The following is a 21,768-nucleotide window of genomic DNA, read 5'->3' on the forward strand; positions in this document are numbered from 1 at the left end:
CTGCGAGGGACTTCGAACGGCAGGTCGCCGAGTTCCAGATCCGCGTCGCCGTGCTGAACGGCTTCACAGCGCTCGGAGTACCCGTCACTGAAGCTGTGGGATGAGTCTGTCCAGGGAAAGGGAAACCTCGGCCATCAGCTGATTTGTGCAACAGAGCCAATGCAAACGCCAATAGAAGCAATTGCGCGTCAAAGGGCAGTATCCCCCACGCGAGAGTTGACTGCGCCCCTTGGGCAAGCCGTGTTTGCGGTACGGCTGACCCAAGGGAAGGTGCCGGATTTTGCGTCAAGCTGAGTGGCAATTCCCGATGGACCCGCGCATGTTTCGCCGCTGCGCAAACCCTTTGGGCCGGGCCCGTCGCGCGGTGGGCGTCATGAAGGCGCTTTCGCGCGGGCAAGCGCAGTTTCCAGCCGCCTGAAACTGTTTGCGATACCGGCGGGTTCGGGTTCGGACAGAAACGAATCAAGCGCGGGCCAGACCCGGATGGCGGCGTCGATCATCGGGTCCGATCCGGCCGCGTAAAGCCCCGCCTGGATCATCAGTTCTGCCCGGTCATAGCTGCCCAGCAGCCTGCGGGCGTGCGCGATCAGGCCGTTTTCGGTCGCGGTCGCCGCGTCGGGCAACGATCGGGAAACCGAGCGCAGCAGGTCGATCGCCGGATAGCGGCCCCGTTCGGCGATGGCGCGGTCAAGCACCACATGCCCGTCCAGCACGCCGCGCAAGATATCGGCGACCGGTTCTTCCATGTCTGATCCGGCAACCAGCACCGAAAAGACCGCGGTGATATCGCCACTGCCCGTGGCCCCGGGCCCGGTCCGTTCGGCCAGCGCCATGATCATGTGCGAGGTTGAGGGCGGAAACCCCCGCAGACTGGGCGCCTCGCCGCCCGCAAGCGCCACCTCACGGTGGGCCTCGGCAAAACGCGTCACGCTGTCGGCCAGAAACAGCACATGATCGCCCCGGTCGCGGAAATGTTCGGCCACGGCCATCGCCGCCCAGGCGCAGCGCCGCCGGATCAGGGGGGATTGATCGGATGTGGCCGCGATGATGACCGCACGTTTCATGCCCTCGGGGCCCAGCGTGTTTTCGACGAATTCACGCAGTTCGCGGCCCCGTTCGCCGATAAGGGCGATGACGACGACATCCGCGGTGATGCCCTTGGCAAGCTGCGCCAGCAGGGTCGATTTGCCCACACCCGAGCCGGCGAACAGGCCGATCCGCTGGCCGCGCACGATCGGCAGAAGGGTGTTGAACACCGCGACCCCGGTTTCCAGCCGCGGGCCCAACCGGCGGCGTTGCGCGGCGGGGGGCGGTGGCGCGCGCAACGCACGTTCCACCTTGCCGCGCATCAGCGCCCGCCCATCCAGCGGCGCGCCGAACGGATCTATGATGCGGCCGATCCAGCTGTCGTCGGGGGCGATTCCGGCCTGGCCCAGCAGATCGACCGCGTCGTTGATGGCAATGCCATCGGCCGCCCCATCGGGCAAAAGCGTCACCGTATCGGGGCGCAGCGCCAGCACTTCGGCCCCGATGTCGCGCCCGTTCTGGCACCGGATCATGGTCCGGTCGCCCAGCGCGGCGCGGGACGACAACCCCGCCACCTCAACCGTGCCCGCGCCCACCGACAAGACCCGCCCGATGGTGCGCAGGCGGCCCATGTCCGCGATTTCGGCGCGCAGCAGTTCCAGACTTTGTGAAACCATTCTGGCCTCCCTGTGTTCTCGAAACGTTTTCTAAATGATTCGACCTTAAGCCTTGGTGAAAGTTCGGAGGAGAAGCCCCGATGTTTGAGAAACTTGAAATCATGCAGATGGCGCAGGCCATGGCCCGCCATGCCGCGCTGCGCCAGAATGCCGTGGCGCAAAACATCGCCAATGCCGACACACCCGGCTATGTCGCGCGCGACACCCCCGCCTTTTCGGAAACCTATCAGCAAGCCGATGGTCGCGGCATGCAGGCGACCCGGCCCGGTCATGTCGGCGGCGCCGACCGGCTGCAGGTCGCGCTCACCGCGCGGCGCGAACCGGGCGTCATGTCGCCCGACGGAAACTCGGTCTCGCTGGAAACCGAGATGGTCAAGGGCATCGAGGTCAAGCGCCAGCACGATCTGGCGCTGGCTGTCTACAAAAGCTCGCTCAACCTGTTGCGCGCCAGCCTTGGGAAGGGATGATCATGACCGATTTTTCAAATGCTCTGGGGCTTTCGGCCTCTGCAATGAAGGCGCAGTCGATGCGGCTTCGGCATGTTTCGGAAAACATCGCCAATGCCGACACGCCCGGGTATCGCCGCAAGACGACCTCTTTCGAAGAGGTGAAGAACGCCGGGCGCCCCACCGGCGCCGTCCGGCTGGGCGATGTGCAACTTGACCGGCGGGAACTGACACGGATCCACGATCCGGGTCATCCGCTGGCGGATGAGAGTGGCTACTACGACGGCTCGAATGTCGATCTGGTGGTCGAAATCGCTGACGCGCGCGAAGCGCAGCGCAGCTACGAGGCGAACCTCAGGATGTTTGATCAGGCGCGGCAGATGTCGTCGTCGTTGCTTGAACTTCTGCGCCGATAGACGAAGGGAGATCCAGAATGGATATCAGAAGCACTTTCGCAAATCAGGCCTATGCCCAGGGCCGCAACGCGGCCGGCCCGGGCGCCGAGGCCGGGGGCGGACAATCCGCCCTTGGCCAGATGGCCGACAGTTTCGTTGACACCCTGAAGGCGGGTGAGGAAACGGCGCGCGCCGCCATGGCCGGCCAGGCCGACCCGCATGCGCTGGTGCAGGCGCTGGCCGCGACCGAACTTGCGGTGGAAACCGCGGTGACCGTGCGCAACAAGGTCGTCGAAGCCTATCAGGAAATCCTGAGGATGCCCGTGTGATGATGCGGGAAGTGGTTTTCTTTGACACGATGCGCCAGGGGCTTTGGGTTGCGGTGATGATTTCCGCCCCGATGCTGACGGTCGCGTTGATCGCGGGCATCACGATCGGTCTTTTCCAGGCGCTGACCTCGGTGCAGGAAATGACCCTGACCTTTGTGCCTAAGGTCGGCGCGATGCTGATCGTGTTCTGGGTGTCGATGTCGTTCATGACCGAGGCGCTGGTGGCCTTTTTCACCACGCGCATCATTCCGATCATCGCAGGGGGCTAGGTTGGACAATGCCATCTATGCGACGCTGACCCGGCAATCGGGCTTGATGCGCGAAATGCGCGCGGTCGCCAACAACATCGCGAATGTCTCGACCACCGGCTTCCGGCGTGAGGGCGTCTTGTTCGCCGAACATGTTGCGGCGCTGGGCGGGGCGGAGCCATCGCTCTCGATGTCCCATGCCAACGGTCGCCATGTCGATCTTGCGCAAGGGCCGCTGGCCCAGACCGGCGGCACCTTCGACTTTGCCATTGAGGGCGAGGGATTTTTCCAGATCGAGACGCCAGGGGGTGTGCAGCTGACGCGGGCGGGCAATTTCACGCCTTCGGCCGAGGGCGAGTTGCTGACGGCGGATGGCCATCGCCTGCTGGACGTCGGCGGCGCCCCCGTCTTCGTGCCTTCTGACGCGCGTGCGATTGCGGTGGCGCAGGATGGCACGCTGTCCGCCGATGGCGCGCCCCTGGCGCAGATCGGAATCGTGCTGCCCGCCGATCGCACCTCGCTCCGGCATGGCGGGGGCACACGCTTTGCCTATGAAGGCGAGGTCGAGCCGGCCGAGGGCGCCGTCTTGCTGCAAGGCTATGTCGAGGAATCGAACGTCGATCCCATCTCTGAAATCGCGCGGATGATCGAGGTTCAGCGGGCCTATGAAATGGGCCAGACCTTCCTGGACCGCGAGGATGAACGCATCCGCAGCACCATATCAACTCTTAGCCGATGAGGTTTCACCATGCGCGCACTTCAGATTGCCGCGACCGGCATGAGCGCCCAGCAGATGCGGGTGGAGGTTATCTCCAACAACCTGGCGAACATGTCGACCACGGGCTACAATGCCCGGCGGGCGGAATTCGCCGATCTTCACTATCAGCAAATGACGCGCCCGGGCACGATCACCGCCAATGACGGGACGGTCGTGCCTGCGGGCGTTCAGCTGGGTCTGGGCGTGCGTCCGGCGGCGGTTTCTGTCACCCTGGCGCAGGGGTCGCTTGCGGCGACCAATGGCGATCTGGATGTGGCCATTGACGGTCACGGCTATCTTGAGGTGACCTTGCCCTCGGGTCTTTCCGCCTATACGCGCGACGGCGGGTTGAAACGATCGCCGGACGGCCAGATCGTCAATTCCGATGGCTACTCGGTGGTGCCGGGGATCACGATTCCGCAGGAAACACGGGCTCTTGCGATCAATGCCGCAGGCGAGGTTTATGCCTATTTCTCTGACCGCACCGAGCCGGAGCTTCTGGGTCAGTTCACACTGGCCAGCTTCACGAATGAAAAGGGCCTTGAGGCGATCGGGTCGAATCTTTTCCTTGAAACCGGCGCTTCCGGGCCGCCGCAGGCCGGGGCGCCGGGCGAGGCGGGTTTGGGTACATTGCGCCAGGGCTATCTTGAAGAAAGCTCGGTCGATCCGGTCCGCGAGATCACCGAACTGATCAAGGCGCAGCGCGGGTATGAATTGAACGCCAAGGTGATCACGGCGGCCGACCAGATGCTTGGCGCAACCACGCAGGTGCGCTGATGTCCTGGCGCGGAACTATTGCGGTGCTTGGCGTGCTTATGGCCTGCGGCGCGCAGGCATGGGGCGATACCGTCGTGGCCACACGGACGATTCGGGCATTGTCCGTGATTCAGCCAGAAGATGTGGACATTGTGCCCGACATCATCCCCGGCGCGCTGACTCTTCCTGAAGAAGCCATCGGGCTTGAGGCGCGCGTGTCGCTTTATGCCGGGCGCCCCATTCGCCCCGGCGATCTGGCGGCCCCGGCGCTGATCGAGCGCAACCAGATCATCCCGCTGATCTACCGCAAAGGCGCGTTGACCATAAAGACAGATGGGCGCGCCCTTGCCCGTGGCAGCGAGGGAGAGGCCATCCGGGTGCTGAACCTGTCATCCAAAGTAACCGTAACGGCGACTGTTGATGCCTCGGGCGCGGCCGTCGTCGGGTCCCATTGAAGGAAATCACCATGCGTGGCGCATTTTTGATCCTGCTGCTCTCTGCCGGTCTGATGGCCTGTCAGAGGCTTGAAGAGGTGGGGAAGGCCCCGGCCTTCACACCGGCCGAGGCCGGTAATGAATTCTACGCGATGTCAAGTGTGCCCATGCCGATGGATCACGCGCCGCTGTCGGGCACGACCGAGGCCTCGCTGTGGTCGGGCGGGCGTGGCTCGCTTCTGGGGGATCGACGTGCCGCCCAGCGCGGCGATATTCTGACGGTGGTGATCGAGATTGACGAAAAGGCCGAGATCTCGAACAGCAGCGGGCGCAGCCGAAGCGGATCGGAATCGATGGGCATTCCCTCGATGCTTGGCATTCCGCAGCGGCTTGACCGCAAGCTGCCCGAGGGTGCCAGCATGGCCGATGCGGTTTCCACCGATTCCAGTTCCTCGTACCAGGGCAACGGCTCTGTCGCGCGCAAGGAAAAGCTGACCCTGCGGGTCGCGGCGACGGTTCTGGACCGGCTGCCCAATGGCGTCTTGCGCATCCAGGGCAGTCAAGAGGTCCGCGTCAATTTCGAGGTGCGTGAACTGATCGTCACCGGCTTTGTGCGCCCCGAAGATGTCAGCCGCCTGAATGAGGTGACCTATGACAAGATCGCCGGGGCGCGCATTTCCTACGGCGGGCGTGGTCAGATCACGGATGTTCAGCAACCGCGCATCGGTCAGCAGATCGCCGATGTCCTGCTGCCGTTCTAGGGGGTGAAATGCGTAAAATTCTTCCGATCATCCTGGCCCTGATCGGGCTGGCCGGCGGCATGGGCGCGGGGTATTTCCTGCGTCCGCCCGCCGAGGTAGCGGCAGAAGGCGAGGGGGCCGATCCGGCCCCGGACGCCCCAACTGCTGCGGCCGCGCCCGCCGCGGTTGAATATGTGAAACTGAACAATCAGTTCATCATTCCGGTCGTGCAAAACGCGCGCGTCGAGGCGCTTGTGATTCTGTCGCTCAGCCTGGAGGTGAAGACCGGCGCCACGGAACGGGTTTATTCGGTCGAACCGAAGTTGCGCGATTCCTTTCTGCAGGTCTTGTTCGAACATGCGAATGCGGGGGGCTTCAACGGCGCGTTCACCGAGTCGATCAATATCTCGGCCCTACGTCGCGCCTTGCTTGAGGCGGCCCAGAAGACGCTGCAGAAAGATGTCACGGATGTCCTGATCTCTGACATGGTCCGGCAGGACACCACCTGATTTCGGGGCCGGGGCGGTCCTGCGCACTGCCCTGCGCATGTTGGTGAAGCCCCGCCGTCCGCCCGGGGGGCCTTGACCCGCCGGCTGGTTCTCGGGTCCGTGGCGGCCCAAGGGGCTACGGACATGCGCCGCCACGGCGGGGGCGCTGATTTTCGCTTTACAAATGACATAAAGAGATAACATTATCCTTGGCAGCGGCGCGCCAGGTTGCAGGGCGGGGCACGCTGAAAGGGCCCTTCCGGGGCCACCTGCGATGCAGAGGAGGTCGACCATGGAAATGTCATCGCTGACGGCGCGTCAAATTTATGAACATGCCAAGGCAAATCCCACCCGCCGCCGCTTTGGCTTTGGCCGCAAGCCGATGCTGATCAATATCGATCTGCAGCGCGCATATACCGCGGTCGGCGAATTTGCCACCGCCTATGAAACCGACGCGAAGCAGCTGGATTACGTCAACCAGCTAGCCGATCTGGCCCGCGTCAAGGGGCTGCCGATCACCTGGACCTATGTCGCCTACATGGAATCTGGCGAAGACTGCGGCGTCTGGGGGACGCGCACGAACACGCCGGATTCGCTGCAAAACATCAAGGTCGGCTCACCCCGTTCGGAACTGGATCCGCGTCTGAACGTGGACACGGTCAAGGACATCGTGATCAACAAGCGCATGGCTTCGGCCTTCCATGAAACCAATCTGCAATCGCTGATGGTCTGGCATCAGTGCGATACCGTGGTTCTGACCGGGGGCTCGACCTCGGGCTGCGTGCGGGCCACCGTGGTGGATGCGATCTCGCGCGGCTATCGCGTGATCGTTCCCGAGGAATGCGTGGCCGACAAGCACGAAAGCCCGCATTTCGCCAACCTTTACGACATCGCGGTGAAATATGGCGACGTGATCCCGGTGGCCGAGGCGATCGCCTGGTACGAAGCCTTCCAGCCCGAGGCGCGCTGAGATGACCGAATCCGTGAACGAAATCCGCTCGGATCTGGGGCTTTATGATTATTTGCCCTGGCCGGGCCGGCCGAAGATCACCTGGCCCGGCGGCGCGAAGATCGCCGTCTGGATCGCGCCGAACATCGAGTTCTACGAATACGATCCGCCCAACAACCCCACGCGCACGCCCTGGGCGCGGCCGAACCCCGACGTGCTGCAATATTCGCACCGCGATTACGGCAACCGGGCGGGTTGGCAGCGGATGATGGCGGCAATGGACCGGGCGGGGTTCCGCGGGTCGGTCTCGCTCAACGTGGCGCTGTGCGATCATCATCCCGAAATCATCCGCGCCTGCGCCGACCGGGGGTGGGAGTTCTTTTCCCACGGCATCTACAACACCCGCTACGTCTACAACATGACGATCGAGCAGGAACGCGCGATCATCCGCGACGCCTTTGACACGGTGCGCCAGCATACGGGGCAGGAACTGGCGGGCTGGCTGTCGCCGGCGCTGTCGAACAACCTGTGGACGATGGACCTCCTGTCCGAGGCGGGGATCCAGTATACCTGCGACATGTTCCACGATGACCAGCCGATGCCGGTGAAGGTCAAGACGGGGCGGCTGATCTCGATGCCCTATTCGCTCGAGATGAACGACGTGATCGTCTACAACAGCCAGAAGGTGACGCCGCGCCATTATGGCGAGATCATCAAGCGTCAGTTCGACCAGCTGTACAAGGAAGGCGATGAAAGCGGCACGGTGATGTGCATTCCGCTGCATCCCTATCTGGTCGGCCAGCCGCACCGGATCGAGGCCTTTGCCGAGGCGATCGACTACATCGCCGGGCATGAGGGCGTGTGGAAGGCGACGGGGCGCGAGATTGCGGCGCATTACCACGCCTCGGGCGCCTATGACGCGATGATCGCGGCGATGGCCGCGCATGACCGGGGGACCCGCTGATGCCGATGCCCGACAGCTACCTGCACTATCCCGTCCGCCGCTATGGCATGGACCATGACCGTTACGACTGGTCCGATCTGTTCACCCGCAAGCCGATCCAGTGGCCGGGCGGGGCGCGGATCGCGCTTTCGGTGGTGACGCATCTGCAGCACTTTCCGCTCGACATGCCGGCCAAGCCCTTCAAGGCGCCGGGCGCGCTGTCGATGCCCTATCCTGACTTTCGCTATTTCACCAACCGCGACTATGGCAACCGGATCGGCGTGTTCCGGGTGCTGCGGCTTCTGGCGGAGAAGGGTCTGCGCACCAGCTTTGCGATCAACGGGGTCATCGCGTCGCGCTATCCGGCGGTGATCCGCGCGGTGGTTGACGGTGGGCATGAGGTGGTGGCGCATGGCCTTGACATGGGCAAGGTGCACCACTCGGGGCTGGAGCCCGAGGCCGAGGATGCGATCATCGCCGAGGCGCTGCGGCTGCTGCGTGCGGCCAGCGGCCAGAAGGTCGAGGGCTGGCTGTCGCCGGGCCGGGCGCAGGGTTTCAACACGCCTGACCTTCTGGTGAAGAACGGCGTGACCTGGTCGCTTGACTGGGCCAATGACGACCTGCCCTATGAGATGCGCACCAAGGAAGGCCCGCTGCTGGCGATGCCGCAGGCCTATGAGACCGACGACCAGGTCGTGGCGAACGAGTATTTCCACTCGGAGCCCGACTGGGTGCAGCAGGTCAAGGATCGCTTCGACGTGCTCTATCGCGAAAGCGCGGAATACGGTGGCCGGGTGATGAGCCTGCCGCTGCATTCCTGGGTCTCGGGGATGCCTTATCGCGTGGAATATCTGCGCGAGGTGCTGGACTACATCCTGTCGCATGACGGCGTGTGGTGCGCACCGGTGGGCGAGATCGCGGCAGCCGCGCGCGCGCGGGTGTGACCATGACCCCCCCCCGCACCATGTTTGCCAAGATCTGGGAGGCGCATGAAATCCTGCGCCACCCGTCGGGCCCGTCGCTGCTCTATATCGACCGGGACATGATCCATGAGGGCAGCTTCCATGCCTTTGCCGATCTGAAGCGGCGGGGCCTGAAGCCGCGCCGTCCGGGGCAGATCTTTGGCATCGCCGATCACTATGTGCCGACCACCGGGCGCAGCGCCGCCGAGGCCGCAAGCCCCGCAATTGCCCGCATGATCGACACCTTCGACGAAAACATGGACTGGGGCGGGGTGCGCCACTTCAGCCTTTCCAGCCGGCAACAGGGCATCGTGCATGTGGTGGCCCCCGAACAGGGGATCACCCTGCCGGGGCTGACCATCGTCTGTTCGGACAGCCACACCTCGACCCAAGGGGCGCTGGGGGCGATCGCCTTTGGCATCGGCCAGTCGGAAAACGCCCATGTGCTGGCCACGCAGACGCTGTGGCAGACCCGACCGAAAACCATGCGCGTCACCGTCGATGGCGCGCTGGGGCAGGGGGTCAGCGCCAAGGATGTGATGCTGGCGCTGATCGCCCAGATCGGCGCGGGCGGGGCCGGGGGCCATGCGATCGAGTTTGCCGGATCGGTGGTGCGGAACCTCTCGATCGAGGGGCGGCTGACGCTGTGCAACATGTCGATCGAGGCGGCCGCGCGCCTTGGCATGGTGGCCCCCGATGAGACCACCTTCACCTACATCCGCGGCCGCCATTACGCGCCCAGCGAACAGGAATGGGACAGCGCGCTTGACCAATGGCGCCGCCTGCCCACCGATGAAGGCGCGGTATTCGACCGCGAGGTAACGCTGGACGGCGCCGCGATCGCGCCGATGGTCACCTGGGGCACCAGCCCCGAGGATGCGCTGCCGATCACCGGCCGCGTGCCCGACCCGGCCAGCTTTGCCAGCGCCGACAAGCGCGCGGCGGCCGCGCGCGCGCTGGACTACATGGGCCTGACGCCCGGCACCGCGCTGGAAGGGCTTGCGATCGACAAGGTCTTTATCGGGTCCTGCACCAACGCCCGGATCGAAGATCTGCGCGCGGCCGCCGCCGTTCTGAAAGGGCGCAAGGCCGTGGTTCCGGCGATCATCGTGCCGGGGTCCACCCCCGTGCGCGATCAGGCCGAGGCCGAGGGCATCGCGCAAGTTTTCCGTGACGCGGGCTTTGACTGGCGCCAGTCGGGCTGTTCGATGTGTGCGGCGATGAACGGCGATGTGGTGGGGCCGGGGGAACGCTGCGCCTCGACCTCGAACCGCAACTTCGTGGGCCGCCAGGGCCCGGGCGCGCGCACCCATCTGGTCAGCCCCGCGATGGCCGCCGCCGCCGCGATCAGCGGCAAGCTGACCGACGTGCGCCGGATCTGAGAGGACGACATGAAAGCCTTCATCCGCGAAACCTCGACCGTGGCGGTGGTGCCGATCGTGAACTGCGACACCGACCAGATCATTCCTGGACGGTTCCTCAAGGCCGACCGGGCGCAGGGCTATGGCCAGTTCCTGTTCCACGACATCCGCCGCGACGCCGACGGCACCCTTGACCCCGCTTTCGCGCTGAACCGCCCGGATGCCGCTGCCGCCACAATCCTGCTGGTGGGCGACAATTTCGGCTGCGGATCGTCGCGTGAGGGGGCGGTCTATGCGCTGGTCGACCACGGCATCCGCGCGCTGATCGCACCCGGCTTTGGCGATATCTTCTACAACAACGCGCTGAAGAACGGCCTTGTGCCGGTGCGCCTGCCCGCGCCGGTCTGCGACGCGCTGGCCGCGCATCTGGCCGCCCATCCGCAAGACCCGGTGACGGTCGATCTTGAGGCGGGGCAGGTCACGCTGCCCGGCGATCTGGGCGCGCATCCGATCACGATCGAACCCTTTGCCCGCGACTGCATCCTGCGCGGCCTGGATGAGATTGAACTGACCCTGACCCATCTGGACCAGATCGAGGCGTTTGAGGCGGCGCGCATTGCCGCCAACCCCTGGCTGGGCCGCTGAGACCGAAAAAGGACCAACAGATGACCCTTACCCGCACGAAACGACTGCGCCATGCCCTTGCGGGCGATCGGGCGATCATGGCCCCGGGCGTCGTCGATGCGATGTATGCCCGCCTGGTGGCCGAAGCCGGGTTCCCCGCGATGTACATGACCGGCGCGGGCACCTCGGCCACGCGGCTGGGCTATCCTGATGTGGGCCTGCTGACGATGACCGAAATGGTCGACAACGCCACCCGCATCGCCGATGCGTCTGACGTGCCGTTGATCGCGGATGCCGACAATGGCTTTGGCGGGCCCTTGAACGTGCGCCGCGCGATCCAGCTTTATGAACGCGGCGGGGTCGCGGCGGTGCATCTGGAAGACCAGGTCCTGCCCAAGCGCTGCGGCCATCTGTCGGGCAAGCAGCTGATCTCGGCCGAGGATATGGTGGCCAAGGTCAAGGCCGCGGTGGATGCGCGGGTGGACCCAGATTTCGTGGTGATCGCGCGCACCGACGCGCTGGCGCTGCATGGCCGCAACGCCGCCTTCGACCGGGCCGAGATGTATCGCGAGGCCGGCGCCGATGTGATCTTCATCGAAAGCCCCGGCCCCGATGATCTGCCCCATATCGCGCCGCGGTTTCCGGGTGTGCCGCTGTTGTACAACATGGCGACGTCCGGCAAGACGCCGTTCCTGTCGCGGTCCGAGGTCGAGGCGCTGGGCTTCAAGCTGATCATCTATCCCAACTGGCTGCTGCTGTCGGCCTGCGAGGCCGCGCGCCGCACGCTGGAGGTGATGAAGACCGAAGAAAGCATCGCTTCGATCGCGCCCAATGTCATGACCTTCAAGCAGTTCTTCGACATGGCCCGGATGGCCGAGGTGCAGGAACTTGAGGCGCGTTATGGCACGCCCGAGGAAAGTCGCACCGATTATTGAAATCATCCCGGCGCCCCCGGCGCCGCCTTGCCAAAGAGGCCGAAGATGGCAGTTCTGTCCGCCGAAGGCGTAGAGTTCGATTTCGAAATGCCGGTTGTGGTGGTCGGCGCGGGGGCCTGTGGCCTTGTCGCGGCACTGGCCGCGCATGACGCGGGCCAAGAGGTGATGATCCTTGAACGCGACGAAAGCCCGCGCGGATCGACCTCGCTGTCGGCGGGGCTGATCCCGGCGCCCTGCACCCGCTTGCAGCGCGAAGCCGGGATTGAGGACAGCCCCGAATTGTTCGCCGCCGATCTGGTGGCCAAGACCCATGGCCATACCCCGCCGGACATGGCGCTGGTGGCGGCGCAGGCGGCGGGGCCGATGATCGACTGGCTGATGGACAGTCACGGGATCGAACTGGAACTGGTCACCGGCTTTCTCTACCCCGGTCATTCCCGGATGCGGATGCATGGCCCCAAAAGCCGCACCGGCGCGGATCTGGAACAGGCGCTGCTGGCGGCGGTGGCGGCGGCGGGGATCGATCTGGTCACCGGCGCCTCGGTTGAGGATTTGTATGCCGATGCCGACGGGCGCATTACCGGGTTTCGGTTCCGTCGCCCCGATGGCGCGCTGGAATCCCTGGGTTGCCGGGCCGTGGTGCTGGCCTGCTGTGGATTTGCGGGCGATGTCGACATGGTGCGCCGCTTCATTCCCGAAATCGCCGATGCCGAATGCTGTGGGCATCTGTCGAACACGGGCGATGCGGTGAAATGGGGCGAAGGCCTTGGCGCGGCGCTGGCCGATATGGGCGCCTATCAGGGCCATGGCTCGGTCGCGCATCCGCATGGTCTGCCGCTGACCTGGGCGGTGATCACCAAGGGCGGGGTGTTGATCAACGCCGACGGGCGGCGTTTTTCGAATGAAATGCGCGGCTATTCGGAACATGGTGCCGAGGTGGCCGCGCAACCGGGCCACGTTGCCTGGGACATCTTTGACGATCGAGGCGAGCAAGAGGCGATCGGCTTTCATGACTATCGTGAGATCCGCAAGCTGGGCGCGGTCAAGACCGCCTCGACGCTGGACGAATTGGCCGCGGCCACCGGCCTGCCGCTTGCGGCGCTGCGCGCGGAATTTGACGCGATCGCCGAGGCTGCCCGCACCGGCACGCCTGACCGCTTTGGCCGCCGCTTTACGCCCGACGATCTGCTGCAGCCGCCCTTTCACGCGGTCAAGGTCAATGGCGCGCTGTTCCACACCCAGGGCGGGCTTGTGATCGACGCCGAGGCACGGGTGCTGCGGCCCGATGGCCGCGCGCTGCCCAATCTGATGGCGGGTGGCGGCGCGGCACGGGGGCTGTCGGGCGATTCCAGCTATGGCTATCTGTCGGGCAACGGCCTGCTGTCGGCCACCGCCTTCGGGCGCCTGGCGGGGATCAGCGCCGCGCGCATCGCCGCCAGCGGCGCCTGACCGTGCCGGGGGCGGATCCCGGCACCTAGCCCGGCTGCGCCCCGTCCAGCGTGAAATCCTTGCCCGCTTCGCGGCGCAGCGTGACGCGGTATTCGTAGCGATCCGCGCAATACAGGATTTCCGCGGCGTAAAAGGGCACCAGCGCGGCATCGTAGAACAGCCGGTTCACCCGCATCAGCGGCGCGCCCACCGGGATCTGCAGGTGCTGCGAGGCATATTCATCGGCCAGCGTCGCGGTCAGCGCCTGTTCGACCTGTTCCACCTCGGCGCCGGCGCGCTGGACCAGGTCGATCATGTTCGTCGTCGTCAGATCCTCATGGCTGAATGCGCCGCCCACTTCGGGGCGCAGATAGGCCATCGACAGCGAATAGGGCTTGCCGTCCAGGTCGCGCACACGCACCGCACGCACCAGTTCGGTGGTCGGCGCCACGCCCATCAGCGCGCAGATCCGTGGCGGGGCCTCGCCCCGGTCCAGGCTGATGACGCGCAGGCGGGTGCTTTGCCCGACCGCGTTGAGATAGTTCAAAAGCCCGCTGACATTCGACACGACCGCGCGGTTCAGCGCGTTTTCCCGCGCGCGGTCGGTGACAAAGGTGCCGCGGCCGCGGGTGCGGGTCACCAGGCCTTCGGCGGTCAGCATTTCCATCGCGCGGCGGATGGTGATCCGGCTGGCCGAAAAGGTCTCGGCCAGCTCCGCCTCGGTCGGGACGGGGACGTCGGCCGGATAATAGCCGTTCACGATCCGCTCACGCATGACCGCGTAGATCCTGTGATACAGCGGGGTGGGCGAGCTTGTCTCGGCCATGGGCAGGTCACCTCTTGCGCGGGGGCAGATCATACACACCGAATGGGTGGGACAAGTCAACGCCCCCCGCAGTTGTGGCGGTGTTGCGCCCGGTCAGCGCCCCTGCCAGCGGGGCGGACGGCGTTCCAGAAAGGCGCGCGCGCCTTCGGTGGCATCTTCGCTGGCCATGATCCGGCGCAGTGTCGCGGCGTTTTCCGCCCAAAGCGGGGGCAGGCCCGCGCGTTCGGCCGCCCGGCTGAGGCCGAGCGAGGCGGACACCGCAAGCGGCGCGTTCCGCGCGATTTCCTGGGCCAGGGCCAGTGCGGCATCCAGCACGCCGCCTTCGGGCGCGCGGCGCGCGATCAGGCCCAGATCCCAGGCCTCGGCCGTGTCGATCATCCGCCCCGTCAGGATGATTTCGCGCGCCCGTCCCGGCGCGATCACGCTGGCCAGACGCGCCGCGCCGCCGCCGCCCGCGACCAGCCCGCGCATCACCTCGGGAAGGCCAAAGCGGGCGCCTTCCTCGGCCACGATCAGATCGCAGGCCAGCGCCAGTTCGAACCCGCCGGCCAGGGCCGCGCCATGCACCGCGGCGATCAGGGGCTTGGTCCGCGCGGCCTCGGTCAGGCCAGCAAAGCCGCCGGGGCCGAACAGAACCGCTTCGACCTGGCCATCGGCAAAGGCCGCCAGATCCATGCCGGCGCAGAACACAGGGCCTTCGCCGCGCAGCACCGCCACCCGCAGGTCGGGGTCGGCCTCGAACCGGGCCAGCGCGTCTGTCATTGCGGCGGTGGTGGCCGCGTCGATCGCATTGCGCCGGTCGGGGCGGTCCAGCGTCAGGATGGCGATGGCGCCACGGGTTTCGAAACGCAGGGGCAGGGCGGTCATGCCGGGGTCTCCTTTTTCAGGCGGTTGCGCAGTTCGGCGCGGATGATCTTGCCGGTCGTGGTCACCGGCATGTCGCGGATCACATGGATCGCGCGGGGGTATTCATAGGCGGCCAGACGGGTGCGGACATGATCGGCGATTTCGGCGCGCAGCGCGGGGCTGTCTTCGTGGCCGGGGCGCAGGGTGACGAAGGCCGCCACGATTTCACCGCGCAGGGGATCGGGCTGGCCGACGACGCCGGCCATGGCGATGGCGGGATGCGCGATCAGGCAATCCTCGATTTCCGCGGGGCCGACACGATAGCCGCCGGTCGAGATGATGTCATCGTCACGCCCCTTGAACACCAGCCGCCCGTCGGGCCGGCGCAGGCCGCGGTCGCCGGTGACCAGCCAGCGCCCCTCGGGGCCGATGATGAATTTCGCCGCCGTGGCCGCCGGTTGGTTCCAATAGCCCAGAAACATCACCGGATCGGGTGACAGGATCGCGATGGCGCCTTCGTCCCCGTCGGGCAGGCGGCGGCCGTCCTCGTCGATCACATCGACGCGGTGGCCCGGCACCGGCCAGCCCATGACGCCGTTTTCGGGGGGCGCCAGCGTGCCGCAGCTGGACACGACCATGTTGCATTCCGTCTGGCCGTAGAATTCGTTGATCGTCACGCCAAGCGCCTGGCGGCCCCAATCCAGCAGTTGCGTGCCCAGCGGTTCCCCCCCCGAGGCGACCGAGCGCATCTTCAGCCCCCAGGTCAGGCTGTCGGGGTCGGCCTTCATCATCTTGAGCGCGGTGGGCGGCAGGAAGGCGTTGCGCACGTCAAAGCGGCGGATCAGATCGGCCGCCGCCCGGGCCGAGAATTTGCGGAAGCGGCAGGCCACGACCGGCACGCCATGATGCAGCGCGGGCATCAGCACATCCAGAAGTCCGCCGATCCAGGCCCAGTCGGCCGGGGTCCAGATCCGGTCGCCGGGCCGGGGCAGGAAATCATGGCTCATCTCGACACCGGGCAGATGGCCCAGCAGCACCCGGTGCGCATGCAGCGCGCCCTTGGGGTTGCCGGTGGTGCCCGAGGTGTAGATCAGCAGCGCAGGCGCATTGGCCAGCGTCTGCACCGGCGCAAAGCGGTCCTCGGCGGCGGCGCAGGCGGCGTCGAAATCCAGCGCGCCGGGGGCCGGGCCGTCAACGGTGAAGATGACTTGCAGATCGGGCAGATCCGCACGGATGCCCTCGATCATCGGCAGGCTGGCGTGATCGGTCACCAGAACGCGCGCGCCGCTGTCGCGCAGCCGGTGCAGCAGCGCCTCGGGGCCGAACAGCGTGAACAGGGGCAATGAAATGCACCCGGCCTTGAAGGCGGCGATATGGGCGATGGCGGTTTCGCGCCGCTGCGGCAGCAGGATCGCCACCCGGTCGCCCGGATCGCGCCCGTTGCCGCGCAGGCCCAGGCCCACCAGCACATTGGCAAAGCGGTCCGAGGCCGCGCGCAGCTGGTCGAAGGTGGTCTGCCGGGCGGGGCCATAGCCATCCTCGGTCACCTCGATCAGGGCGACGCGGTCCGGATCGGTCGCCGCCCAGCGATCGCAGACATCGACGCCGATGTTGTAGAATTCGGGGATATCCCAGCGAAATGCCGACATGGTCGCGGCATAGCTTTCCCTGCGAGACAGCACCATTTCCTCCCGTTTGCCGGGGCCGCGCCCCACGCAGGGCCGCCCGTTCCTCCGGGGGAAAGTGAAAGCATCCGCGGGGGGCTTGTCCACCGCCGGAAAAGTTGACGCTAGGTAAAGCAAACGCCGGCGAGCGGGGATCAGGTGATCAGGAATCGCGCCCTTTCGCTGCGCGCGACGCGCTGCAGATATTCCGACACGACGCGCACCCGGGCCAGGTCTTCGGTGCTTTGATGGCTGAGAATCCAGGCGGTGCGTTTCAGGACGTAATCCCCCGTCAGCACCGGTTCCAGGCCGGGGTCGTCCAGCGCCATGAACCGGGGCAGGATCGCCAGCCCCGCGCCTTCGCGGGCGGCCTCGCGCTGGGCGATCATCGAGGTTGAAGAAAAGCCCACCGGGGTGGTGATGCCCAGTTCCTCCAGATAGCGCAATTCGGGGGAAAACAGCATCTCGGGGATATAGCCGACCAGCCGGTGGCGGCGCAGATCCTGCAGCTTCGTGGGCGTCCCATAGCGGCGCAGATAGTCGGGCGCGGCAAAGAAATGCAGGTGATAATCGGTCATCTTGCGCGCCAGCAACCGCCCGCTTTCGGGCAAGGACAGATCGATCGACAGATGCACCTCTTGATGCGACAGCTGGAACTGGCGCGAACGGATCACCAGCGACACCTCGACATCGGGATGGTCCTGCTGAAACCGCGCCAGAAGCGGCGTCACGACAAAGGTGCCAAGACCGTCGGGCGCGCCGATGCGCACCATGCCCGCCAGCCGGCCTGCCTCGCCCACGATCTGTTCGTGCACGCGCGTGCTGGCCCGTTCGATATCAAGCGCGATCGGCAACAGCCGCTCACCGGCCTTGGTCAGCGCGTATCCGGCCTCATCGCGGATGAACAGATGCGCCCCCACGGTCTTTTCCAGCGCCTTGATCCGGCGGGCCACGGTGGTCTGGTCGATCGCCAGCGCCCGGCCCGCCGCGGTCATCCGTTTCAGCCGGTAAAGGGCCAGGAAGAACTTCAGATCATTCCAGTCAAAACTATCCTGCATTTCTGCAGATTACATCTGCAAATATATCCATGTCAAACCGGCACATCCCGCCCTTTAATCCGGATCGCAAAGGCTGCGCGAGGAGGCACAGGCCGACCGCGTCAATAATAAGGGAGGGAAGCGATGCTTCTGATCCGTCTGATCGACGGCATCAATGAGATCGTGGGCCGAATCGTGGCGTTCGTCGCGGTGATCTTCGCGCTCATGATCATCTATGACGTCGTGATGCGTTACGGGTTCAATGCCCCCACGCTGTGGGCATTCGATCTTACGAAACAACTGTTCGGGTTCTATTTCGTCCTTCTGGGCGGCTATGCGCTGCGCCATCAGGCGCATGTGCGCGTGGACCTGGTGACCGAAAAGCTAAGCCCCGGGGTCCGGCGCGTTCTGGATGTGCTGGGCTATCTGATCTTTTTCTTTCCCTTCGCCTGGGTGTTCACCACCCGCAGCTGGGAATTCGCGATGCGCTCGCTGAACCAGGGGGAAACCACCTATGGCGCGATCCAGCTGCCGGTCTATCCGGTCAAGATCGCGATGGCGGTGGCTGCGGCGCTGTTGCTGCTCCAGGGCGTGTCCGAGCTGCTGAAGCTGATCCTGAACAAGCCGGAGCCGCATCATGTCGGGTGAAATCATTGGTCTGATCATGGCCGGCCTGTTGCTGACGGGGCTGTTCATGGGGCACCCGCTGGCCTTCGTTCTGGGCGGCACGGCGGTTCTGGGCGCGCTGATCGCGGGCAAGCCGATGGTGCTGGGCATCGTCATCAACCGCATCTTTGGCGAGGTGCTGGACAATTACATCCTGATCGCGATCCCGCTGTTCGTGCTGATGGCGAGGTTCCTGTCGGATTCGGGCGTCACCGACCGCATGTTCGAAACGCTGCGGCTGTTGATGGGCCGGGTGACCGGGGGGCTTGGGCTGGCGGTCGTGTTCATCTCGATCCTGCTGGCGGCGACCACCGGCATCATCGGCGCCTCGATCACGGTGATGGGGGTGATGGCGCTGAAGCCGATGCTGCAATACGGCTATTCCAAGCGGCTGACCACGGGCGTCATCGCAGCCTCGGGCTGCCTGGGCATCCTGATCCCGCCGTCGATCATGCTGATCCTGATGTCGTCGAATTCGGGTCTGTCGGTGGGCGAGCTGTTTGCCGGTTCGATGGTGCCGGGTGTGATCCTGGGGCTTTTGTATGCGGGCTATGTCGCGCTGGTGGCGCTGATCCGGCCCGATCTGGCCCCGCCCGTGGCCCTTGAGGAACGTGTACCGGTGGGCCAGCTGGTGCGGATGCTGCTGCTGGAGGCTCTGCCGCCGCTGGTGCTGATCTTTGGCATTCTGGGTACGATGCTGGCCGGGATCGCCACGGCAACCGAGGCCTCGGCCATCGGGGCGGCGCTGGCGCTGGGGATCGTGCTGATGCGCGGCCGCTTCGAATGGGCCACCTTCGCCTCGGCGCTGTGGGAAACGGCGCGCACCTCGGCGATGATCCTGTTCATCGTGGTGGGGGCCACGGCCTTTACCGGCGTGTTCAACATCACCGGCGGTCTGCATGCGGCGCAGAACCTGATGCGCTCGCTGGAGATGGAGCCCTGGATGCTGATCACGATGATGATGTTCCTCGTCTTCGTGCTGGGCATGTTTCTGGACTGGACGGGGATCGTGCTGCTGTCCTTCCCGATCTTCCTGCCGGTGGTGCGGGAAATGGGCATCAGCGAGCTGTGGTTCGTGGTGCTGACCGCGGTGGTGCTGCAGACCTCGTTCCTGACGCCGCCCTTCGGCTATGCGCTGTTCTACATGCGCGCGCTGGCCCCGCGTGAGGTGAAGACCTCGGATATCATCCTGGGCGTGATGCCCTTCATCGCGCTGATCGTGATGATGGCACTTGCCCTGGCGTTCTTCCCGCAGCTGATCACCTGGCTGCCGGATACCCTTTACAAGACCCAATGACACGGAGGAGAAGCTGATGCATACCAACAAAGCCCTGAAGACCGGGTTCCTGTCGCTGATGCTGGCAGGCGCCGGTGTGGCCGCCCAGGCGGAAACGTCCTGGCAGATGACCACGACCTGGCCGAACTCGCTTGAACTGATCGAGATGGACAAGCATTTCGTCGAACTGGCGAACAAGCTGACCGCGGGTGATCTGAAGATCGAATTCTTCGAAGGTGGCAGCCTGGTGCCCGCGGGTGAAGTGTTCGGCGCTGTCGAAAGCGGCACGATCCAGGCGGGCGGCGACTGGCCGGGCTACTGGGCGGGGCGTGACGCGGCCTTTTCGCCGCTGGCCACCACCGCCAGCCTGTTCAACGCCGTCGACTATGTGAACTGGATCCAGCAGTGGGGCGGCAAGGATCTGTATAATGAGATCTACGGCAAGTTCGGGATGGTCTATCTGCCCTATGCGGTGACCAACAACGAATCCGGCTTCCGCACCAAAGATCCGATCCGCTCGATCGACGATCTGCAGGGCAAGCGCCTGCGTCTGTCGGGCCTGGAACAGGGCCGTCTGCTGACCCAGCTGGGCGGTAGCCAGGTGTCGATGGCCGGCGGCGAGATCTATCAGTCGCTGGAACGCGGCGTGATCGATGGGGCCGAATTCTCGACCCCGAACGTGGACTGGTCGGGCGGCTTCCAGCAGGTGACCAAATATTGGGCAACCCCGGGCTGGCACCAGTCGGCCTCGATCTTCGGGGTGATGATCAACAAGCAGGCCTGGGATGCGCTAAGCCCCGAGACCCAGGAAAAGCTGCAGATCGCGGCGGATGCGAACCTGGTCTGGTCGCTGGCCTTCACCGAAAAGCGCGCCAATGACGCCTACAAGCAGTTCCAGGAGGTGAATGAGATCACCCGCATGGACGATGCCGCGCTGGAAAAGATCCAGACCATGGCCAATGCCGTGATCGAAGAGGTTGCCTGTGAAAACCCGTCCTCGGCCAAGGTCTACCTGAGCCAGCTGGAATACCTGCAGGATTATTCGAACTGGCGCGAAGCCTCGGCCCCGTTCAACCTGGGCCGCACGCCGAACGGGCCGGATATCGAAAAGATCCGCGCCTGCGCCAACAAGTAAGCCGCGTCGCGGCGACCGGACGGGGCCCTGCGGGGCCCCGTTTTCCTTGGGCGGGCCCGACCCCGGGGAAGGTGTGGTTGCCTGACCGCGTTGTCGCACCGAACCCGCCGGCCCCAATCCGCGGGAGGGCGCAGATTCAGTCTTTGGCGAATGTCTGGGGGACAGCTATGTCGTCGCATGCTGTCGAGCGCGGCGTATTCTGCACACTGATGACGCCGAGCTGTACGAGCGGTTTAAGTGGTGCCCAAAGCTAGTTCTGTTTGTCTGGTTCACGTCCCGTTACAGGCACCGCGTCAGCTCATAACCTCAGCAAACACAGGGGTAATCGAAGGTGACAGCATAGGTCAACAGGCACCAGTTGTTCTACGGGATGTTCTACGGTGGCTGCCGCACCGTGCAGACCACCAGCCTCAGGGAAGAGGAAGCGGGCGGCTGGAGGGTGTGGAGAGGACTGCCAGCGACCCCCACCGATCTTCCCGTTTGCCTTCCCTGCGTTGGTAGCGCCAGCCTCGACGGTGGCCCCGCCTCTGCCACCCCTGATGGGGGAAAAGCGCAACGCGTCCAGTATCGGTGAGGCTCTGAGACGTGTGACCCCTGAACATTCCGCGTTATGTCGTTGCTGTGGGTGGGGAGGTAGGAGAAGCGAGGGTGTCTCTTATGGGTCCCTCTATGGGGAGTTAGCTTTAGCTATATACTATGCTCCTCCCTGCCACCTCCTCCCCTCCACCTCCTCCTGATCATCTTGGCCTGCTGCCGGTTTCGTGGACACGAAGATAAGATCGTGACCAAGGCAACGGAGATCGGACATGGTGAGACGGAA

General features: G+C 65.2%; 24 protein-coding genes and 1 pseudogene. 20 read left to right on the forward strand and 5 right to left on the reverse strand.

What is annotated here, in order from left to right:
• Positions 1-104 (forward strand): annotated as a pseudogene (locus MXB90_RS16115) (IS5/IS1182 family transposase); the annotation flags it as partial.
• 267 nt (positions 105-371) lie between these two features.
• Here the strand turns inward: MXB90_RS16115 and MXB90_RS16120 are convergent.
• Positions 372-1,703 (reverse strand): FliI/YscN family ATPase, encoded by a 1,332-nt coding sequence (locus tag MXB90_RS16120; protein ID WP_250046454.1) that lies wholly within the window; start codon positions 1,701-1,703, stop codon positions 372-374.
• 80 nt (positions 1,704-1,783) lie between these two features.
• Here MXB90_RS16120 and MXB90_RS16125 point away from each other — a divergent pair, with 80 nt between their 5' ends.
• From MXB90_RS16125 to MXB90_RS16200, 16 genes are all read left to right on the forward strand, one after another.
• Entirely contained in the window at positions 1,784-2,170 is a 387-nt protein-coding gene (locus MXB90_RS16125; RefSeq protein WP_250046455.1) for a FlgB family protein, read from the forward strand.
• A gap of 2 nt (positions 2,171-2,172) precedes the next feature.
• Entirely contained in the window at positions 2,173-2,565 is a 393-nt protein-coding gene (gene flgC / locus MXB90_RS16130) for a flagellar basal body rod protein FlgC (protein ID WP_250046456.1), read from the forward strand.
• Positions 2,566-2,582: 17 nt separating this feature from the next.
• On the forward strand, positions 2,583-2,873 hold the full coding sequence (gene fliE / locus MXB90_RS16135; RefSeq protein ID WP_250046457.1) for a flagellar hook-basal body complex protein FliE: 291 nt from the start codon (positions 2,583-2,585) through the stop codon (positions 2,871-2,873).
• On the forward strand, positions 2,873-3,142 hold the full coding sequence (locus tag MXB90_RS16140) for a flagellar biosynthetic protein FliQ (protein ID WP_462982318.1): 270 nt from the start codon (positions 2,873-2,875) through the stop codon (positions 3,140-3,142). Before fliE ends, MXB90_RS16140 begins: the two co-directional genes overlap by 1 nt.
• Position 3,143: 1 nt before the next feature.
• On the forward strand, positions 3,144-3,860 hold the full coding sequence (locus MXB90_RS16145; protein WP_250046459.1) for a flagellar hook-basal body complex protein: 717 nt from the start codon (positions 3,144-3,146) through the stop codon (positions 3,858-3,860).
• A 9-nt stretch (positions 3,861-3,869) separates the two neighbouring features.
• Complete coding sequence (gene flgG / locus MXB90_RS16150; protein WP_250046460.1) at positions 3,870-4,655, forward strand: flagellar basal-body rod protein FlgG; 786 nt, start codon at positions 3,870-3,872, stop codon at positions 4,653-4,655.
• Between the two features lie 38 nt (positions 4,656-4,693).
• Positions 4,694-5,089, forward strand: coding sequence for a flagellar basal body P-ring formation chaperone FlgA (flgA, locus tag MXB90_RS16155; RefSeq protein WP_250046461.1), 396 nt, complete (start codon positions 4,694-4,696; stop codon positions 5,087-5,089).
• A gap of 11 nt (positions 5,090-5,100) precedes the next feature.
• Complete coding sequence (flgH, locus tag MXB90_RS16160; RefSeq protein ID WP_250046462.1) at positions 5,101-5,829, forward strand: flagellar basal body L-ring protein FlgH; 729 nt, start codon at positions 5,101-5,103, stop codon at positions 5,827-5,829.
• Positions 5,830-5,837: 8 nt separating this feature from the next.
• On the forward strand, positions 5,838-6,317 hold the full coding sequence (locus tag MXB90_RS16165; protein ID WP_250046463.1) for a flagellar basal body-associated FliL family protein: 480 nt from the start codon (positions 5,838-5,840) through the stop codon (positions 6,315-6,317).
• 271 nt (positions 6,318-6,588) lie between these two features.
• Positions 6,589-7,266: an isochorismatase family protein gene (locus MXB90_RS16170; protein ID WP_250046464.1), complete on the forward strand. Its 678-nt coding sequence runs from the start codon at positions 6,589-6,591 to the stop codon at positions 7,264-7,266.
• A gap of 1 nt (position 7,267) precedes the next feature.
• The gene (locus tag MXB90_RS16175) at positions 7,268-8,209 is read left to right on the forward strand and encodes a polysaccharide deacetylase family protein (RefSeq protein ID WP_250046465.1); all 942 of its coding nucleotides are present in this window, start codon (positions 7,268-7,270) and stop codon (positions 8,207-8,209) included.
• Positions 8,209-9,132, forward strand: coding sequence for a polysaccharide deacetylase family protein (locus MXB90_RS16180; protein WP_250046466.1), 924 nt, complete (start codon positions 8,209-8,211; stop codon positions 9,130-9,132). The genes MXB90_RS16175 and MXB90_RS16180 overlap by 1 nt, the downstream gene beginning before the upstream one ends.
• Positions 9,133-9,134: 2 nt before the next feature.
• Positions 9,135-10,532, forward strand: a complete 1,398-nt coding sequence (gene leuC, locus MXB90_RS16185) for a 3-isopropylmalate dehydratase large subunit (RefSeq protein WP_250046467.1) — start codon at positions 9,135-9,137, stop codon at positions 10,530-10,532.
• Between the two features lie 9 nt (positions 10,533-10,541).
• A complete protein-coding gene (gene leuD / locus MXB90_RS16190; RefSeq protein ID WP_250046468.1) occupies positions 10,542-11,156 on the forward strand; it encodes a 3-isopropylmalate dehydratase small subunit in 615 nt (204 codons plus the stop codon).
• A gap of 20 nt (positions 11,157-11,176) precedes the next feature.
• Positions 11,177-12,070, forward strand: a complete 894-nt coding sequence (locus tag MXB90_RS16195) for an isocitrate lyase/PEP mutase family protein (RefSeq protein ID WP_250046469.1) — start codon at positions 11,177-11,179, stop codon at positions 12,068-12,070.
• Between the two features lie 45 nt (positions 12,071-12,115).
• Entirely contained in the window at positions 12,116-13,519 is a 1,404-nt protein-coding gene (locus MXB90_RS16200) for an FAD-dependent oxidoreductase (RefSeq protein ID WP_250046470.1), read from the forward strand.
• A gap of 25 nt (positions 13,520-13,544) precedes the next feature.
• On the opposite strand, the gene MXB90_RS16205 is transcribed toward MXB90_RS16200, so the two are convergent.
• From MXB90_RS16205 to MXB90_RS16220, 4 genes are all read right to left on the reverse strand, one after another.
• On the reverse strand, positions 13,545-14,324 hold the full coding sequence (locus tag MXB90_RS16205) for a GntR family transcriptional regulator (RefSeq protein ID WP_250046471.1): 780 nt from the start codon (positions 14,322-14,324) through the stop codon (positions 13,545-13,547).
• A gap of 93 nt (positions 14,325-14,417) precedes the next feature.
• Positions 14,418-15,191, reverse strand: coding sequence for an enoyl-CoA hydratase-related protein (locus MXB90_RS16210; RefSeq protein WP_250046472.1), 774 nt, complete (start codon positions 15,189-15,191; stop codon positions 14,418-14,420).
• Positions 15,188-16,852 (reverse strand): AMP-binding protein, encoded by a 1,665-nt coding sequence (locus MXB90_RS16215; RefSeq protein WP_349665923.1) that lies wholly within the window; start codon positions 16,850-16,852, stop codon positions 15,188-15,190. Before MXB90_RS16215 ends, MXB90_RS16210 begins: the two co-directional genes overlap by 4 nt.
• Positions 16,853-16,989: 137 nt before the next feature.
• Positions 16,990-17,892, reverse strand: a complete 903-nt coding sequence (locus tag MXB90_RS16220; protein ID WP_250046473.1) for a LysR family transcriptional regulator — start codon at positions 17,890-17,892, stop codon at positions 16,990-16,992.
• Between the two features lie 123 nt (positions 17,893-18,015).
• On the opposite strand from MXB90_RS16220, the gene MXB90_RS16225 reads away from it, so the two are divergent.
• Genes MXB90_RS16225 through dctP form a run of 3 tightly spaced genes read left to right on the forward strand, consistent with a single transcriptional unit; the run spans position 18,016 to position 20,948 of the window.
• A complete protein-coding gene (locus MXB90_RS16225; RefSeq protein WP_250046474.1) occupies positions 18,016-18,519 on the forward strand; it encodes a TRAP transporter small permease subunit in 504 nt (167 codons plus the stop codon).
• Positions 18,509-19,834 carry a TRAP transporter large permease gene (locus tag MXB90_RS16230; RefSeq protein WP_250046475.1) on the forward strand — a complete coding sequence of 442 codons (1,326 nt, stop codon included), beginning with the start codon at positions 18,509-18,511 and terminating at the stop codon, positions 19,832-19,834. Before MXB90_RS16225 ends, MXB90_RS16230 begins: the two co-directional genes overlap by 11 nt.
• Positions 19,835-19,892: 58 nt before the next feature.
• The gene (dctP, locus tag MXB90_RS16235; protein ID WP_250046477.1) at positions 19,893-20,948 is read left to right on the forward strand and encodes a TRAP transporter substrate-binding protein DctP; all 1,056 of its coding nucleotides are present in this window, start codon (positions 19,893-19,895) and stop codon (positions 20,946-20,948) included.
• The last annotated feature ends 820 nt before the right edge of the window (positions 20,949-21,768 follow it).

Source organism: Phaeovulum molybdatiresistens, from assembly GCF_023544865.1.
In the GTDB taxonomy this organism is placed as follows: domain Bacteria; phylum Pseudomonadota; class Alphaproteobacteria; order Rhodobacterales; family Rhodobacteraceae; genus Pontitalea.